Raw genomic sequence first — 15,669 nt, forward strand, 5'->3', positions numbered from 1 at the left:
ACGGATCAGGCATGGGCCACGGCATGGCCCGCGCAGCAGGCGGCACGGCTGCTTTCGACATAGTCAGGGTCGTGCCACCAATAATGCTGGTGCGCGTCCGCCAGCATCGGCCGCATCGGCGTGAGCGTGGCTTGCGGCTTCGCAGCGGCGAAGGGGGCCATCAACTGGTCGGGCGTATGGACGACGCCATTCGCGATCACCTGTCGCACATTGGCCACGGCGTCGATGTCCTTCAGGGGATCGCCCTCGACCAGGATAAGGTCGGCCAGCATGCCCCGCTCGATCCGTCCCACCGGCTCGCCCAGAAACTCGCCCGACCAACGTGTCGTCATCATCAGCGCGTCATGGGGACTGATGCCGAACTTCACCATGCCGCGCAGGTTGAGGTGCAGGCTGATCGCGGTCAGGTCGATCGGCGCATCGGTACCGGAAATGGGATGCCAGCCCGCTTCCAGCATCAGCTTGATCTGCGCCACCTGCCGCTCCAGCGAGGCGAGCATCGGGGCGCCGCCTTCGCCGGTCATGGCCTTCACCCGGCCGGTCAGCTTGGCAAATTCCCAGGCGGGATAAAGGGTAGTGATGCGCGAATCGCGGGTAAAGCCGTCATCCAGCCCCAGCAACGCGGTCGCGGCGAACAACGTCGGCGTGCGCCCGGCCTTGGCCGCAGCGAACAGGTCATTCACATCATGATAGCCGCCGCCGAGCGACGTGATCGTGCGGGAATAGCCGTAGCGGTTGGTCGCGCCGGTATGTTCCATGCAGTCCATGCCGCTGTGCAGCGCGGGATAATGATAATGGGACGACAGGTGCATACCCATGCGGTGGGAGGCGTCGACCACCTCCTTCTGGGTATCATGGCGCAACCGGACATAGGTTTTCACCATGTCGTAATCCAGCGCTTTGGCGCGCTCCAGTTCCAGCGCCATCTGGCCCGGTTCGGTGACGGGGCGCATGAAATTATAGAAGATGCGTCCGCCGTCGATCGCTTCGCCGGTGGCATAGTGGCGCGCGGCGATCCGCTTGCCGCTCTGGATCGCCTCCCGATCCTCGACCATATGATAGGCGGGGCAGCCCGGCGATCGGGTGGCGGTGACGCCCATCGCCAGCCACAGCCGCCCCATGCGATCGCCATAGCCATAGCCTGCCATCTGCCGGTGCGTGTGCATGTCGATCAGGCCCGGCATCAGCGTCAGGTCCGGCGCGTCGATGATCTTCGCATTGGCGTTGGATGCGCCGGCGCCGCGTGGCGTGACGGCGCTGATCTGGTTGCCGTCCAGCACGACGTCGACATTGGTCTTATAGTCGGCCGAGAGCGCATCCCAGACCTTGCCGGCGCGGATGACGGTGCGGCCCGCCGGTTTGGCATTGGCCCATGTCAGCCGACAGGGAATCGTCTGCGCCGCTCCGCCGCTAACCGGGACGAGGCGCAGCTTGCCATTGCTGAGATAGAGAAGTTTGCTGCTGTCGCCACTCCAGCTTGGCGCGTCGGTGACATCGGTCGTGATCTGCTTGGGGGCAGCGGTGAAGCTGCCGTCGGGCGCGACCGGCGCGATCCACAGCGTGCTGGCGAAAACGAACGCCAACTTCGTACCGTCGGGCGACCAGATCGGCCCATCATGCCCGCGCGTGCCGAGCGACTTGCCTTCGAAGACGGGGCGGTAGGTACCCTTGCCGCTGGCGAGATCGACCGTCAATATCTGGCTGGCGCCTTCGCGGTAGCGGCCAGTTACGGGCTTGAACGCGGCATAGGCGATGCTCTTGCCACCGAGGCCGAAGCTGGGCCGGCCCGGTTCCCAGATCGCATCGAACCGCTTGGTGACGACGCCGCTGACAACCTCCACCGTGTGCAATGCGCCGTCCTGATCCAGGAAGGCGATCTGCTTGCCATCCTGCGACCAACTGCCCCAGGCGACCGCCTTGTCGGGAATATTGGTGAGTTGCCGTTCCTTGGCCGTAGCGACCTCATGCAGCCATAGGTCGAGCGTGCCCCCCCGGTCGGATGAGTAAGCGATGCTCTTGCCATCGGGCGACCAGGCGGGATCGCATTTATGGAAGGCATCGGTGATGATCGCCTTGGGTGCGCCGCCGATCGGCATCAGATAAATGTCGTTGAGCGCCGCGAAGACGATGCTCTTGCCATCGGGGGACAGCATCGGCGCGGCGATGCCGACGACGGGCTTTGCCGTGGTGGAGGTGAAGTCGCGGGTCTTCTTGCGATAATCGGGCGTGGTGACGGGTATCTGGGTGGAAAAGGGGATGATCGACGCCTTGCCGCTCTTCAGACTACGCAGCTTGCCACCCGACCCATAGAGGATGGCCCCATCCTTCGTGAAGGCAGGCCGGAAGGGATAGAGATCCTCGCCAACCACGATATCCTTGTCGCCCAGCACCAGCGTCAGCGATCCCGGCTGAACGCGGGTATAGGCGATCGTGCCGTCCGGCGCGAAAGCCGGCGCCATGATGGCCGATGGATTATAGCGGTCGGGCGAGGGCGGAACCGATGCGACATCGCGCACCGTGCCGCTGGCGACGTCCGCCACCACCAGTTTCGTGCCGCCCGCGACATAGGCGATCCGCTTGCCATCCGGCGACCAGGCCGGTTCGCTGTCATTCGTGTCTCCCTTGGAGAAGGGCGTCACCTTGCCGCTCGCCACATCGAGCAGGTAAATGGCATAGCGCCCTTCCGCCCGGTCGCTGGCGAAGGCAATCGTCTTGCCGTCCGGCGACCAGCGCGGCTCGCGATCGTCGAGCAGCCCGTCCGTATGCTGGCGCATGTCGCTGCCATCCGCCGCCACCGACCAGATATGGAAATTGCCGCTGCGATAGGATTGGAAAGCGATACGCTTGCCATCCGGCGACCAGTCCGGCTGGGCAAGGTCGTCAAAATCGCCGGTCAGCCGCTTCAGGGGCCCGCCGCCGACCGGCATCGTCCACAATATGCCGAGCAGGTCGAAGGCGATGCGGCTGCCGTCCGGGGAGAGGGCAAGGGCGACATTGGTGCAGTCCTCGACCGTCACCGCTGTCTCCTTGCCGGCGGCGGGGGCGCCGGGGGATTGCGCCGCCGATCCCGTTGCCACCGATGCTGCGCTGCCGGCGGCCAGCAAGCCGATCCCGCCCGCCGCGATCGCCTCGCGGCGGCTGACGCCCTTGATCTTCGTCATCGTCAGAACTCCAGGTTGAACCGGCCATAATAGAAGCCGCCGCTGATGCCGTAGGGGGCATATGCATTGTAGAGGCTACCGGAGAGTCGGTTCACCGGCTTCAGCTTGTTGGGATAGGTGTTGAGCAGATTGTTCGCGCCGACCGACAGCTTGACGCCCTTGGACAGCTTGTAGCCCAGTTCCAGGTCAAGAATGGTCTTGGGCTTCAACTCTTCGTCGGCATAGCTTGACACACAGGTCGCCGATACGGCCGTGCAGGATGTCCAGTCAGCGGTATGCAGGACCGGCAGCGCCGCCCTCTGCGTAACCTTGCCGAAGCGTGTGGCGCGCAGGTTCGCGTTGAAATCGCCGGTTTCCCAAAGGAAGTTGGCAATGAACTTGTTGCGCGGCGTGCCTTCGCTGAGGTCGCCCTGCCGGTCGCGCGCGACGAAGGAGACGCCGCTGCCACCCGTCGGCGGCGGGTCGATATGAGTGAAGACGGTCTTGTTGAAATTGGCCGACAGCGACGTCGTCAGATTGCCAAGATCGCCGAGATTGGCGCGATGGGTGGCGACGATATCCAGGCCGCGGGTCCGCGTGTCGGCGGCGTTGGAAAAGATGAGCGCGCCGAAGTTGCCAGCATAGCCATTGGCATTCAGAATATCGACGACGGCCGTGCCGGACAGCGTGCCGCTGAGCAGGATACGGTCTTTGACCTTGATCTGATAGGCATCGACGGTGAGGTTGAAGTTGGGGAGCGGCGTCAGCACCAGCCCGGCCGAGAAGCTGGTCGACTTTTCGGGCCTGAGCGCAACGGCGCCAAGTGCCCGCGCCGCTGCGCTGTCGACTGGCAGGGCGACCACCGGACGCAGCTGGCTGACGCCGTCGATGACCACGCCGATCGTGCTGGACGAGTTATAATGTTGTTGCTGGAGCGTGGGGGCGCGGAAGCCGGTGCTGGCCGTCCCACGGATCGCTATACCTCTTACCGGTTCTATGCGCAGCGACGCCTTGCCGGTATCGGTGGTGCCGAAGTCGGAATAATCCTCATGCCGCCCGGCCAGGCCGAATTCGACGCCTTCGACGATCTTGCCCTCGATATTGCCATAGGCGCTCCAGTTGTCGCGGCTCCAGCTACCCGATCCTTCGGGGGTGAAGCCGATGACGCCCTGTGACCCGATGCCGCTGGCATAAGTGCCGCCGCGCCAGCCGCCGACCGGGAAAATATAGCCGCCATTGTCGTAGGATACCGAATCGCCGGGGCTGATGACGAACTTGTTCTTCTTATACTCGGCGCCCACTGCGACGGAGAGCGGCCCGGCCAGACCGATATCGAATTCCTTGCTCAGGTCCAGATTGCTGACCCATTCGTCAAAGCGCAGCTTGCCGAGATAGAAGTTGGTCGGGCTGGCCGTCCCAAGCGACGGGTTGAGCGACGTGGTCTGGGCATATTTGACCTCATCCTGCCCATAGCTGGTGCTCAGGTCGAAATGGACGCCGCCGCCGACTTCACCGCGCAGGCCGCCTGCAAACTGGAAATCCTGGTCATAGACGTGGATGCGCGGGATATAGCCTTCCGGATAAATCTCGATGATATTGTTGGCGGCTTGCGGCGTGCGATAGGTCAGCCAGCCGGCGGCATGACGCTTGGAATAGGTGCCGAAGCTGTAAAGCTCCAGACTGTCGCCCACCGGCAGCATCGCATCATAGCCCACATTGCCGCCGATCACCTGCGGCTGGCCATATTTGGCGCGGATGCGGTCCGGATCGGCATTGCGCGGGTCGCCGGACGGATAGAATTGGCCGGTGATCGGGCTGCTCTTGGTAATCGTATTGTCCTGTAGCACGCCATCACCCGACAGGTGGATATAGCCGCCGTCCGGGCCGATCGCGAAGCCCTTGTCGACCTGCCAGCGACCTTGCCAGCCGCCATTGTCGGCCGTGCTGCCCAGCGTCAGCGCCGCGCCGCCGGCCGTGTCATTCTTCAGGATGATGTTGACGACGCCGGCAATCGCGTCCGACCCATATTGCGCCGACGCGCCGTCGCGCAGCACTTCGATCCGCTGGATCGCATTGCCGGGGATCAGGTCGAGGTCCGGCGGCGACTGGCCGTTCTGGACCGATCCGTTGATGAACAGGGTGGCGGTATTGTGGCGGCGCTTGCCATTGACCAGCACCAGCAACTGGTCGCCGCCCAGACCGCGCAGCGACAGGGTGCGGACTGCCCAGCTGGCGCCCGCGCCATTGTTGGACACGTTGATTGAAGGGACCAGCGTGCCGAGCAGGTCGCGTACCGACTGTTTGCCGCTCGTCTCCAGATCCTTCTCGCCCAGCACGTCGATCGGCGCGAGGCTTTCTGCCACGGTGCGGGTCGTCGTGCGCGTGCCGGTGACGATGATCGGCGTGGCATCTTCGATCGGTTCCGGGGCCGGGGTCATGCTCATTGCGGCCGGCGCGGCGCCGGGCAGGCTGGCCTGGGCGAATTGCAGCGCCAGCGGGCTGCGGCGCGCTGCGCTGCGGCTGGCGGGCGCTGCGAGCGCAATCACGCCGGCACCGGCGGGGGTGGAGGTGAGGTCGGTACCGGCCAGCAGCCTGGCCAGCGCATCCTGGGTCGACAGCCAGCCCTGGATACGGCGGCTGCGGATGGTGGCGACTTCGTCATAGGGGAAAAGGATGCGCACGCCCGACTGGGCGGACAACTGGCGCAATGCGCCGCTGAGCGGCTGAACATGAATGTCGAATTTGTGCCGTTGTGTCAGCGTGACGTCTGTTGTTGCGGCTGCGAGAAGTTGAGTGGGCGACACGAGGCATATGGCGAGGCTAATCCCCGCCAGGGCATGGCGAATACGCATTGTCTGTTCCCCTGCTGAGACGGCATTTCGTGCCGTTCTATTCCTTCAAACGGACAAACTCATGTGTTCCGCTATCGCGAATTACAGAATTACGACATAAAATGATTCTGATAGACTTATGAGAAGCACAGGATGTCGTGCGGGTCTGTTCCATGACGACGCAATGTTGCGTCGCAAAATGTCAGCCGCCGGTCTGCAAAATCCAGCGCTCGGTGCCCTCCAGCCCGATAGCGGTCAGCCGGCCCGACAGGAAAGCGCCGGTGTCGATGCCGATCCGTCCGGCCCGTTCGTCCACATCGGGGCTGATGCTGTGGCCATGCACGATCATATGGCTGTGTGCGCCGCGATGGTCGAGAAATTCGCGCCTGATCCAGCGCAGGTCAGCCGGGCTTTGTGCATCCATCGGCACGCCGGGGCGGATGCCGGCATGGGCGAACAGATAATCGCCCATGGCGATGCTGTCGGGCAGGGCATCCAGAAAATCGACATGGGCGCGCGGCACATGTCTGACCATCCACGCGACGATTTCCGCATCGGTCATGACTCGGAACAGGGCGGGGTCCAACCCGTAGCTGGCCAACGTAGCCTCCCCCTCCATGCGGCGGAAAACCGGCACTACGCGCATATCGCCGCGCGCCGCCAGGATGAAGACCTCCTCATGATTGCCCTTTAGGCAGCGCACATCACCACCAGACGCCATCAGCGCCATCACCCGTTCGACTACGAGCCGCGAATCGGGGCCACGGTCGATCAGGTCGCCCAGCAGGATCAGGCTGATCGGCTTACGATCGCGATCGCCATCATCCTGAGCAATCATCGCCAGCAACTGGTCGAGCAGGTCGGCACAACCATGCACGTCGCCGATCGCATAAACCCGCCGGTCCGCCCCCGTATCGGGCAGTGGCGCGGCATCGCGCCTTGTCCTGCGCCAGAATGTCATGCCGGCGATAGTCGCACTACAGACGGGGGAGAGTCACGCCCTGCTGGCCCATATATTTGCCGGCCCGGTCGGCATAGCTGACTTCGCAAGGCTCATTGCCCTGAAGGAACAGGAACTGGCATGCGCCCTCATTGGCGTAGATCTTGGCGGGCAGGGGCGTGGTGTTGGAAAATTCCAGCGTCACATGCCCTTCCCAGCCCGGCTCCAGCGGGGTCACGTTCACGATGATGCCGCAACGGGCATAGGTGGACTTGCCGAGGCAAATGACCAGCACGTCGCGGGGCACGCGGAAATATTCGACCGTGCGGGCCAATGCGAAGCTGTTGGGCGGGATGATGCAGCATTCGGTCTTGCGATCGACGAAATTCTTCGGATCGAAATCCTTGGGATCGACGATCGTGCTGTCGACATTGGTGAAAATCTTGAACTCGTCCGCCACCCGCGCGTCATAGCCATAGGAGGACAGGCCGTAGCTGATGCAGCCCTCGCGCCGCTGGCTCTCCACGAACGGCTCGATCATGCCGGTGCTCAGCGCCTGTTCGCGGATCCACTTGTCGGAAAGAATGGCCATGTCGTTTTCAGCTCTTTGTCATGGGGCCGATGCCCAGGTCCGCGGGACCGAAGGCATGGGGGAGGAGGTCTGCAACCTTGAGGTCGAGGATACGGTCGCCGCTGGGTGTGGCGCAATAGATGGACAGGACGCGGCCGGCCATCTGCTCGGTTTCGTTCATGATCTGGCGGCAGCGGCCACAGGGGGTAACGAGCGCTTCCTCGCCCGCGTCCATGGCGCCGCCGACGACCGCAATTTCCGTTACGTCACCGAAACGACCCTGCGCATTGACGGTGGCGAGCGCGACCGTTTCGGCACAGAGAGACAGGCCATAGCTGGCATTTTCGAAGTTGCAGCCGGTGACGATGCTACCATCGGTCAGGCGCACGGCGGCGCCCACGGCAAAGCGGCTATAGGGCGCATGGGCGTTGGCCATCGCTTCGCGTGCTGCCGCGATTAACTGTCCAACTCGTTGTTCATTATCGTGCATCAGGGCGCCACCACATTCCATCGGACCGGACCATCGACGCCGTCGATATGCCGCATGTCGCTGGCTGTCCACATCACCCAGGGCCGCGTGGAATAATCGGGCGGAAAGAAGTTGCCGTCCAGCCACAAGGTCCGATTGATGCCGGAGCCGATATCGTAAGCCTTGTCGAAATCCTCGGTCACGTTGAGCAGCACGGTCTTCCCCGCATGCCCCTCCACCAGATTGACCAGCGTGTTGAGTTCCGACAGCAGCAGGTCGCGGTTCGGCCGGGCGGTGCAGGCGGGCGTGAAGGCGAGGCGGATGACCGGGGGCAGCGCGGCATTGTCGCGCGGCACGGTGGTCATGAAGCGGGTCGCCTGATCGCTGGCGAGGCGGCAGGGGGTGAATTCGATCAGCGCGCCATAGCGCATGCCGGCCGCCCGCGCCCCGCGCCAGTTGGCGGCGAAGGCGGGGTCGCGATGATCGGCGGCGTCGCCCGCGCGGATATAGGCAAAGTCCGCCCCCTGCGCCGCCAGCGTGCCCCAGTCGATCGGGCCATTATCGGCGCTGATGCTAACGCCCTGTACCGGATATTGATCGCGATCAGGCGCCCAGGCGCGCGCATAGAGCCACAGCGCCAAGGCCAGCGCCGCGACCACCGCCAGTCCCGCACCGATGCGGACCAGCAGGCCACCCAAAGTCACAACCCTGATCGTCTTACCCCTTGATATGCAGTACGCAGATGAGCGTGAAAAGTCGGCGCGCGGTGTCGAAATCGACCTCGATCTTGCCCTCCAGCCGTTCCTTCAGCACCTCCGCCGCGTCGTTGTGGATGCCGCGTCGGGCCATGTCCACCGTCTCGATCTGTTGCGGGGAGGCGTTGCTGATCGCCTGATAATAGCTGTCGCAAATGGCGAAATATTCGCGGATCGGCCGGCGGAACCGGCCGAGGCCCAGGATGATCGCCTCCAGCGGCGTGTCATCCTCCCGGTTGATCTCGATTGCCAGCCGCCCATCCTCGACCCGCAGCATCACCTTGTAGGGGCCAGCATAACCGTCGGCATGGACCCGCTGCGGCGCGAAATGATTATCCTCCAGCAGGTCGAAGATCGCGATGCGCCGTTCCTGCTCCACGTCGGCGTTGCGCCACAGGATCGTGCGCTGGTCCAGCTGGATGTCTATGATGCGCGGATCGGCCATGATGCAGGATTTAGTCAGTGCGGTGGCGCGCGCCGAAAAGCAAGCGGGACTTATCCACAGATGGTTTCCGTTCTGGCCCTTGCGCGCCGCGCGTCGGCGGAGGAAAGAGGGGCCATGGTCGAATTGCTGAAAATCAACCCCGCTGAAAGCAGCGGAACCGAACTGCCGCGCAATGTCGAGGCGGAGGCCGCGCTGCTGGGCGCGATCATGATCGACAACCGCATCGCCGAAGATGTGCAGTTGAAACTAAAGGCCGAACATTATTTCGAGCCGCTGCACGGCCGCATCTACGACGCGATCATGCGCCTGCTGGACAAGGACATGGTCGCCAATCCGGTGACGCTCAAGCCCATGCTGGAGCAGGATCCGGCGCTGAAGGAGTTGGGCGGCGCGGCCTATCTGGCGCAGTTGACCGGCAATGGCGCGGCACTGATCGGTGCGCGCGATTTCGCGACGCAGATCTATGATCTTGCCCTGCTGCGCCAGCTTGTCAGCGTCGGGCGGGAACTGGTTGAAAATGCGATGGATACTAGCGAGGATGTCAATCCCCGCGAGCAGATAGAGGCGGCGGAAGTCGCGCTGTACAAAGTGTCCGAAGGTGAGGGCGAGTCCGGGTCGGTCAAGAGCTTCCTGACGGCTTCGACCGCCGCTGTACAGGTGGCGGAACGCGCGCTCAACAGCGGCGGCCATGTGTCGGGGATCACCACCGGGATCAACAGCCTGAACGCCAAGATCGGTGGTCTGCATAATTCCGACTTGATGATCCTCGCCGGCCGTCCGGGCATGGGCAAGACGTCGCTGGCCACCAACATCGCCTATAATGCCGCGTCACGCTGGCTGCGGGACAATGCGGATGGCATCCCGGCCGAAAAGAATATGGGGGCGAAGACGGCTTTCTTCTCGCTCGAAATGTCGGCCGACCAGCTGGCAACGCGCGTTCTGGCCGAACAGTCGGGCATTTCCGGCGAAGCGCTGCGCATGGGCAAGATTAGCCGGGCGGACTTCCAGAACCTGTCCCGCGCCGCCCGCGACTTGCAGGAATTGCCGCTGTTCATCGACGATACGCCGGGCCTGACGATCGCGGCGCTGCGCACCCGCGCGCGGCGGTTGAAGCGGCGGCATGATATCGGCTTCATCGTCGTCGACTATCTTCAGTTGCTTCAGGGTACCGGACGCGGCAACGAAAATCGCGTGAACGAAATTTCTGAAATTTCCCGTGGTCTGAAGACGTTGGCGAAGGAACTTCATGTGCCGGTGCTAGCGCTGTCGCAGCTCAGCCGCGCCGTGGAGCAGCGGGAGGATAAGCGCCCCCAACTGTCCGACCTGCGCGAGTCCGGTTCGATCGAGCAGGACGCCGACATGGTCTGGTTCGTGTTCCGCGAGGATTATTACGAAGCCGCCAAGGAACCCAAGCCCGACGACGAGGCCGCCTATGCCGCGTGGAAGGAAAATATGGAGCGCATCTATGGCTTGGCCGAAGTGATCGTCGCCAAACAGCGCCACGGCTCCACGGGCCGCATTCGCATGAAGTTCGACGCCAAGATCACGCGCTTCTCTGATGTGGCGGATGATAGCTATCAGGATCTGGATTACGAATAATCCGATTTCCGCTCGTTTCCAGCTTCACATAGTCCGTTCGCCCTGAGCCTGTCGAAGGGCTGTTCTTCTTCTTTCAATGCTGGAAAGAAGAAGGGGCTTCGACAGGCTCAGCCCGAACGGGGAGAGGGTGGCCCCAATTTTCAGGCGCCCTTCACCGCCTTTGCGCGCGCGGCCACCCGCTTCTCCAGCATCGACAGCGGCATGGCGCCTTCCTCAAGGATGGCGTGGAACTGCTTGATATCGAACTCCTTGCCCAGCGACGCCTGCGCGTCCTGACGCGCCTTGTTCCAGACGCCATGGCCGACCTTGTAGCTGGTCGCCTGACCCGGCTGGGTGCAGTAGCGCTCGACTTCGCGCTGGCAGCGGGGACGGGCGAAGCCGGTCTTTTCGACCATATAGTCGGTCGCCTGCTTCACATCCCATTTCTTGGCATGAATGCCGGTATCGACCACCAGGCGCGCCGCGCGGAACAGGAAGGACTGGAGATAGCCGGCCCGGTCGATCGGCGTCGCATAGCCGCCCAGCTCGTCCGCTAGCTGCTCGGCATAGAGCGCCCAGCCTTCTGTATAGGCGCTCATGAAAGCGGTCTTGCGCAGCATCGGCACGTCGCCCGCATTTTGCGCGGTCGAAATCTGGAGGTGATGGCCCGGTACGCCTTCATGATAGGTCAGGGACGGCAAGCCATATTTCGGCCAGTCGCCGACATCCTTAAGGTTGATGAAGTAGATGGCCGGGCGTGATCCATCCAGCGCGGCGCGATTATAATAGCCGTTGGATGCGCCGTCCTGAATTTCGACCGGCACCGCGCGGATTTCCAGCGCGGTGTCAGGAATCGTGGTGAAGGCGTTGGGAAGTTTAGCCTTCATCGCATCGACGTCGCGATTGAGCTGGGCGAGCAGGGCGGCGCGGCCCTCCGCACTGTCGGGATAAAGCTGCGCCGGATCGACGTTGAGCGCGGCGAGACGCTCGCCGATTGATCCGCTGGTGCGGCCGGCGCCCTTCAGGATCACATCCAGTTGGGCGGAGAGGTCCGCCACCTGCTCCAGCCCCATGGCGTGAATCTGGTCGGCGCTCAGGTCCGTTGTAGTCGCGCTCTTGAGCGCGGCGGCGTAGATTTCGTCGCCGCGCGGGGTGCGCCATATCCCGTCCCCGGCCGCCGTCTTGCCGCGCAGCGCTTCGATCGCCGCGATTTGTTCGTCCAGCGCGGGGTAGATCGACTTTTCGACCACGGCTGCGGCTTGGCTCTGCCAGTCGCCGGCCAGCCCCTTGGCGGCGGCGCGCTTGACAAGCGACTGGACCATCGAACTGTCGGCGGCGGGCTGGCTGCGTAGCTTCTTCATCTGGCCCAGTGTCAGGTCGAGCGACCAGCCCGGTGCCAGATAGCCGCGCGCGGCCTCATCCCGCTGGAGCGCGGTATCGGTGCGCAGGTTACGGGCGAATGCCTCCAGCCGCGCGACATAGGCATCGCAATCGGCCGTCGCATTGATGGTATGGGCGGTGTTGAGGAAGTCGGGCGTGGAGAAATAGCTGCCGCCTTGCTGGAAGATGCGATAGGGGCGCACCGCGCTGTTGAGGCCGAATGTGGCGGGGGCGACCGTCTGCTGGTCCAGCGCATAAAGAATGACGTCGAGGTTCAGGCGCTGCGCGTCGGACAGGCTGGCGGTCTTGTAGCCCTCCAGTTCCTTGATCGCGCTCTGTGTCGCGGCCAGCCGCTTCACCATTGCCGACTTGCTATTATCGTCCAACTGGCTCTTCGCGCCGGCACGGCCGCCCTTGTCGAGGCCGAGGCTTGTGACGAACGCGGGCGAAAGATCCAGTTGCCGATCGAAGATGGCGGCGAAGGTCGCGGAAAGTCGGGCATCGTCGGCGCCAGCCGCTTGGGCAAGGGCACGGGGCGTTGTAGCGGCGATGGCGGCGGCGCCACTGGTGACGAGGAATTGACGGCGATCCATGGGCGACTCCCTTATGTCTTTGACAATAGGGAGGAGTGTATTGCGCGGCTGGCACGATCCGTCCAGCCGCTTGCAATATTGTTACGGTATCGCGATCTTTTCGATCGGTGCGGAAGCGCGCGTCAGAATGCGGGCAAGTTCGCCGGGTCTTCCGGATCTGCCACCGGGATCGGCGTTACGGGCGAATGGATGCCACATTCCACCTTGTCCCAGCCGCGCCAGCGGCCCGCGCGGGGGTCTTCGCCCGGCTTCACCTTCGACGTGCAGGGTTCGCAACCGATCGACAGATAGCCCTGCGCCTCCAGCGGGTGGCGGGGGAGGTTCTCGCGATCGAAATAGGCTTCCAGCTCGGTCTTGGTCCAGTCGCCCAGCGGGTTGAGCTTCAGCCGACCGTTCTCCACCTCGAACCGGGGCAGGTTCTGGCGTGTCACCGACTGGAAGGCCTTTCGGCCGGAAATCCAGGCATCAAGGCCGTCCTTGGCACGCTTCATCGGCTCGACCTTGCGGATTTCGCAGCAGCCGTCCGGGTCATAGGACCAGCGCAGGCCCGTCTCGTCCTTCTTCGCGATGACGTCTGCGATCGGCGCGACCGTGCGACTGTCGGTGAAGCCGAAGCGGGCGATGAGCGTGTCGCGATAATTCAGCGTTTCGGCGAACATCTTGAGCGTGTCGACGAAGATGACGGGGACGTTCTTGTCCGCCTTGGCCACCAGATCGAGCAGCACCGCGCTTTCCGTGCCGAAGGAGGAGACGACGGCGACATTGCCGGCGAGTTTCTCCGCAAACACGGTCTTGAGCATGGTGATCGTATCGACGCCCTCGAACCGCGCGTTGAGCGCGTCGGCATCCGCTTGCGTAAAGGCGGGACGGGTGTCGATAACATCGATCTGGCGGGCAGGTTCAGCCATCAATTTTCTCCGGATGCCGCTTAGCCCAGACGGGGCTGCGGCCATCGATCGCCTTTTGATAGACGTCGTCATAGCGGGTGAGCGCACGCTCTACGGCCGCGTCATCCAGCGGCTTTGCGGGGTGGAAACTGTCGAAACCACAGCGGCGCATGGCGTTGATCTGATCGACCAGCACATCGCCCACGGCGCGCAATTCGCCCTGATAGCCCGATTCCCGCAGGATGCGGGCGGCCGAATAGCCGCGCCCGTCGCCATAGGCAGGAAAATTCACCTCGACCAACGAGAGCCGGTCGAGATAGGGTAGCAATTCGCGCGCATCCTCGCCCGGTTCAACGCGGACGGCGGTGGCGTTGGTCTGGCCGGTAAAGGCTTCGACTGTCACGGAGGGTTCCTGCGCGGCTTCGCCATCGCGGAAGGACAGGAACTCAACCATAGATCGCCTCCTTGAAGGGCTTCATGCCAAGACGGCGGTAAGTGTCGAGGAAGCGTTCGCCGCTTTCCCGTTGCGCCAGATAGAGGTACGTGACCTTTTCGATCGCATCGACTACGCCGTCCTCGGAAAAGCCCGGCCCGGTGATCTGGCCCAGCGACGTGTCTTCCGCGCCCGATCCGCCCAGCGAGAGCTGGAAATTCTCCACGCCTTTCCGATCGACGCCCAATATGCCGATATGGCCGGCATGATGATGGCCGCAGGCGTTTATGCAGCCGCTGATCTTCAGCTTCAGTTCGCCCAGTTCCGCCTGACGCTCGGCCGCGGCGAAGCGCTGCGCGATCTTCTGCGCCAGCGGGATCGATCGCGCATTGGCGAGCGCGCAATAATCCAGGCCGGGGCAGGCGATGATATCGGTAATGAGGTCCAGATTGGCTTCGGCCAGACCCGCTTCCTCCAGCTTCTGCCAGATGGCGTAGAGATCGGCCTTCTTCACATGCGGCAGGACGAGATTCTGCGCATGGGTGACGCGCAGTTCGTCTAGTGAATATTGCTCGGCCAGCGTCGCGACGAGGTCGATCTGTTCCGCCGATGCGTCGCCGGGGATGCCGGTCAGCGGCTTCAGGCTGATATTGACGATCGCATAGCCGGGCGCCTTGTGCGCCGCGACCTGACGGTCCACCCACAGGGCGAAGGCCGGATCGGCACGGTCGATATCCTCGCTCAGGCCCGTTTCATAGGCCGGGTTGGCGAAGAAGGCGCGGATGCGGTCCAGTTCCTCGGTCGGCGGGTTGAGGCCGAGTTGCTTCATATGCGCAAACTCCTCCTCGACCTGGCGCTTATAGTCCTCGACGCCGATTTCGTGGACCAGGATCTTGATCCGTGCCTTGTACTTGTTGTCGCGGCGGCCGTAGCGATTATACACGCGCAGGCAGGCTTCGAGATAGGAGATGATCTCGTCCTCCGCCACGAAATCTCGGATTTGCGGCGCGACCATCGGGGTGCGGCCCATGCCGCCACCGGCATAGACTTCGGCACCGATCACCCCGTCGCGTTCCACCAGCTTCAGGCCGATATCGTGTAGTTTCATCGCGGCGCGATCATCGTCGCTGGCAATCACGCAAATCTTGAACTTGCGCGGCAGATAAGTGAATTCCGGGTGGAAGCTCGACCATTGGCGCAGCAGCTCGGCCCAGGGGCGGGGGTCAGCCACCTCGTCGGCGCTCACGCCCGCATATTGGTCGGACGAGATATTGCGGATGCAGTTGCCGCTGGTCTGGATCGCGTGCATTTCCACCGTCGCCAGTTCGGCGAGAATGTCGGGCGCATCGGCCAGCTTGATCCAGTTATATTGCAGGTTTTGGCGCGTGGTGAAGTGGCCATAGCCCTTATCGTACTTGGCCGCGATCTCGCCCAGTTTGCGCATCTGCTTGCCGCTGAGCGTGCCATAGGGAATGGCGACGCGCAGCATATAGGCGTGCAATTGGAGATAGAGGCCGTTCATAAGCCGCAGCGGCTTGAACTGGTCCTCGGTCAGCGCGCCGGTCAGGCGGCGCTGTACCTGATCTCGAAATTCCTCGACACGAGCGTCGACGATGGACTGGTCATAGCTGTCATAGCGATACATGG

The 15,669-nt window shown here is 63.3% G+C and carries 12 protein-coding genes; 1 reads left to right on the forward strand and 11 read right to left on the reverse strand.

What is annotated here, in order from left to right:
* Window positions 1-5 precede the first annotated feature (5 nt).
* The 7 genes from RQH62_RS03565 to RQH62_RS03595 form a co-directional block, all read right to left on the reverse strand.
* A complete protein-coding gene (locus RQH62_RS03565; protein ID WP_311267340.1) occupies window positions 6-3,161 on the reverse strand; it encodes an amidohydrolase family protein in 3,156 nt (1,051 codons plus the stop codon).
* 2 nt (window positions 3,162-3,163) lie between these two features.
* Entirely contained in the window at window positions 3,164-5,992 is a 2,829-nt protein-coding gene (locus tag RQH62_RS03570; RefSeq protein WP_311267341.1) for a TonB-dependent receptor, read from the reverse strand.
* A gap of 181 nt (window positions 5,993-6,173) precedes the next feature.
* Window positions 6,174-6,932, reverse strand: coding sequence for a metallophosphoesterase family protein (locus RQH62_RS03575; RefSeq protein WP_311267342.1), 759 nt, complete (start codon window positions 6,930-6,932; stop codon window positions 6,174-6,176).
* A 16-nt stretch (window positions 6,933-6,948) separates the two neighbouring features.
* Complete coding sequence (dcd, locus tag RQH62_RS03580; protein ID WP_311267343.1) at window positions 6,949-7,503, reverse strand: dCTP deaminase; 555 nt, start codon at window positions 7,501-7,503, stop codon at window positions 6,949-6,951.
* A 7-nt stretch (window positions 7,504-7,510) separates the two neighbouring features.
* Window positions 7,511-7,972 carry a cytidine deaminase gene (locus RQH62_RS03585; protein WP_311267344.1) on the reverse strand — a complete coding sequence of 154 codons (462 nt, stop codon included), beginning with the start codon at window positions 7,970-7,972 and terminating at the stop codon, window positions 7,511-7,513.
* Entirely contained in the window at window positions 7,972-8,655 is a 684-nt protein-coding gene (locus tag RQH62_RS03590; protein ID WP_405053508.1) for a GH25 family lysozyme, read from the reverse strand. The genes RQH62_RS03585 and RQH62_RS03590 overlap by 1 nt, the downstream gene beginning before the upstream one ends.
* Before the next feature lie 13 nt (window positions 8,656-8,668).
* On the reverse strand, window positions 8,669-9,151 hold the full coding sequence (locus tag RQH62_RS03595) for a UPF0262 family protein (protein WP_311267345.1): 483 nt from the start codon (window positions 9,149-9,151) through the stop codon (window positions 8,669-8,671).
* Window positions 9,152-9,265: 114 nt separating this feature from the next.
* Between RQH62_RS03595 and RQH62_RS03600 the strand changes: the two genes are divergently transcribed.
* Window positions 9,266-10,750 carry a replicative DNA helicase gene (locus tag RQH62_RS03600; RefSeq protein WP_311267346.1) on the forward strand — a complete coding sequence of 495 codons (1,485 nt, stop codon included), beginning with the start codon at window positions 9,266-9,268 and terminating at the stop codon, window positions 10,748-10,750.
* Between the two features lie 140 nt (window positions 10,751-10,890).
* On the opposite strand, the gene RQH62_RS03605 is transcribed toward RQH62_RS03600, so the two are convergent.
* The 4 genes from RQH62_RS03605 to RQH62_RS03620 all read right to left on the reverse strand — a co-directional run bounded on the left by RQH62_RS03605 (window position 10,891) and on the right by RQH62_RS03620 (window position 15,667).
* Window positions 10,891-12,702, reverse strand: a complete 1,812-nt coding sequence (locus tag RQH62_RS03605; protein ID WP_311267347.1) for a DUF885 domain-containing protein — start codon at window positions 12,700-12,702, stop codon at window positions 10,891-10,893.
* Window positions 12,703-12,824: 122 nt separating this feature from the next.
* Window positions 12,825-13,610: a phosphoadenylyl-sulfate reductase gene (locus RQH62_RS03610; RefSeq protein ID WP_311267348.1), complete on the reverse strand. Its 786-nt coding sequence runs from the start codon at window positions 13,608-13,610 to the stop codon at window positions 12,825-12,827.
* Window positions 13,603-14,043 (reverse strand): DUF934 domain-containing protein, encoded by a 441-nt coding sequence (locus RQH62_RS03615; RefSeq protein WP_311267349.1) that lies wholly within the window; start codon window positions 14,041-14,043, stop codon window positions 13,603-13,605. Before RQH62_RS03615 ends, RQH62_RS03610 begins: the two co-directional genes overlap by 8 nt.
* Window positions 14,036-15,667 (reverse strand): nitrite/sulfite reductase, encoded by a 1,632-nt coding sequence (locus tag RQH62_RS03620; RefSeq protein WP_311267350.1) that lies wholly within the window; start codon window positions 15,665-15,667, stop codon window positions 14,036-14,038. Before RQH62_RS03620 ends, RQH62_RS03615 begins: the two co-directional genes overlap by 8 nt.
* Window positions 15,668-15,669: the final 2 nt, after the last annotated feature.

This window comes from Sphingobium sp. WCS2017Hpa-17 (genome assembly GCF_031843765.1).
GTDB lineage: Bacteria > Pseudomonadota > Alphaproteobacteria > Sphingomonadales > Sphingomonadaceae > Sphingobium.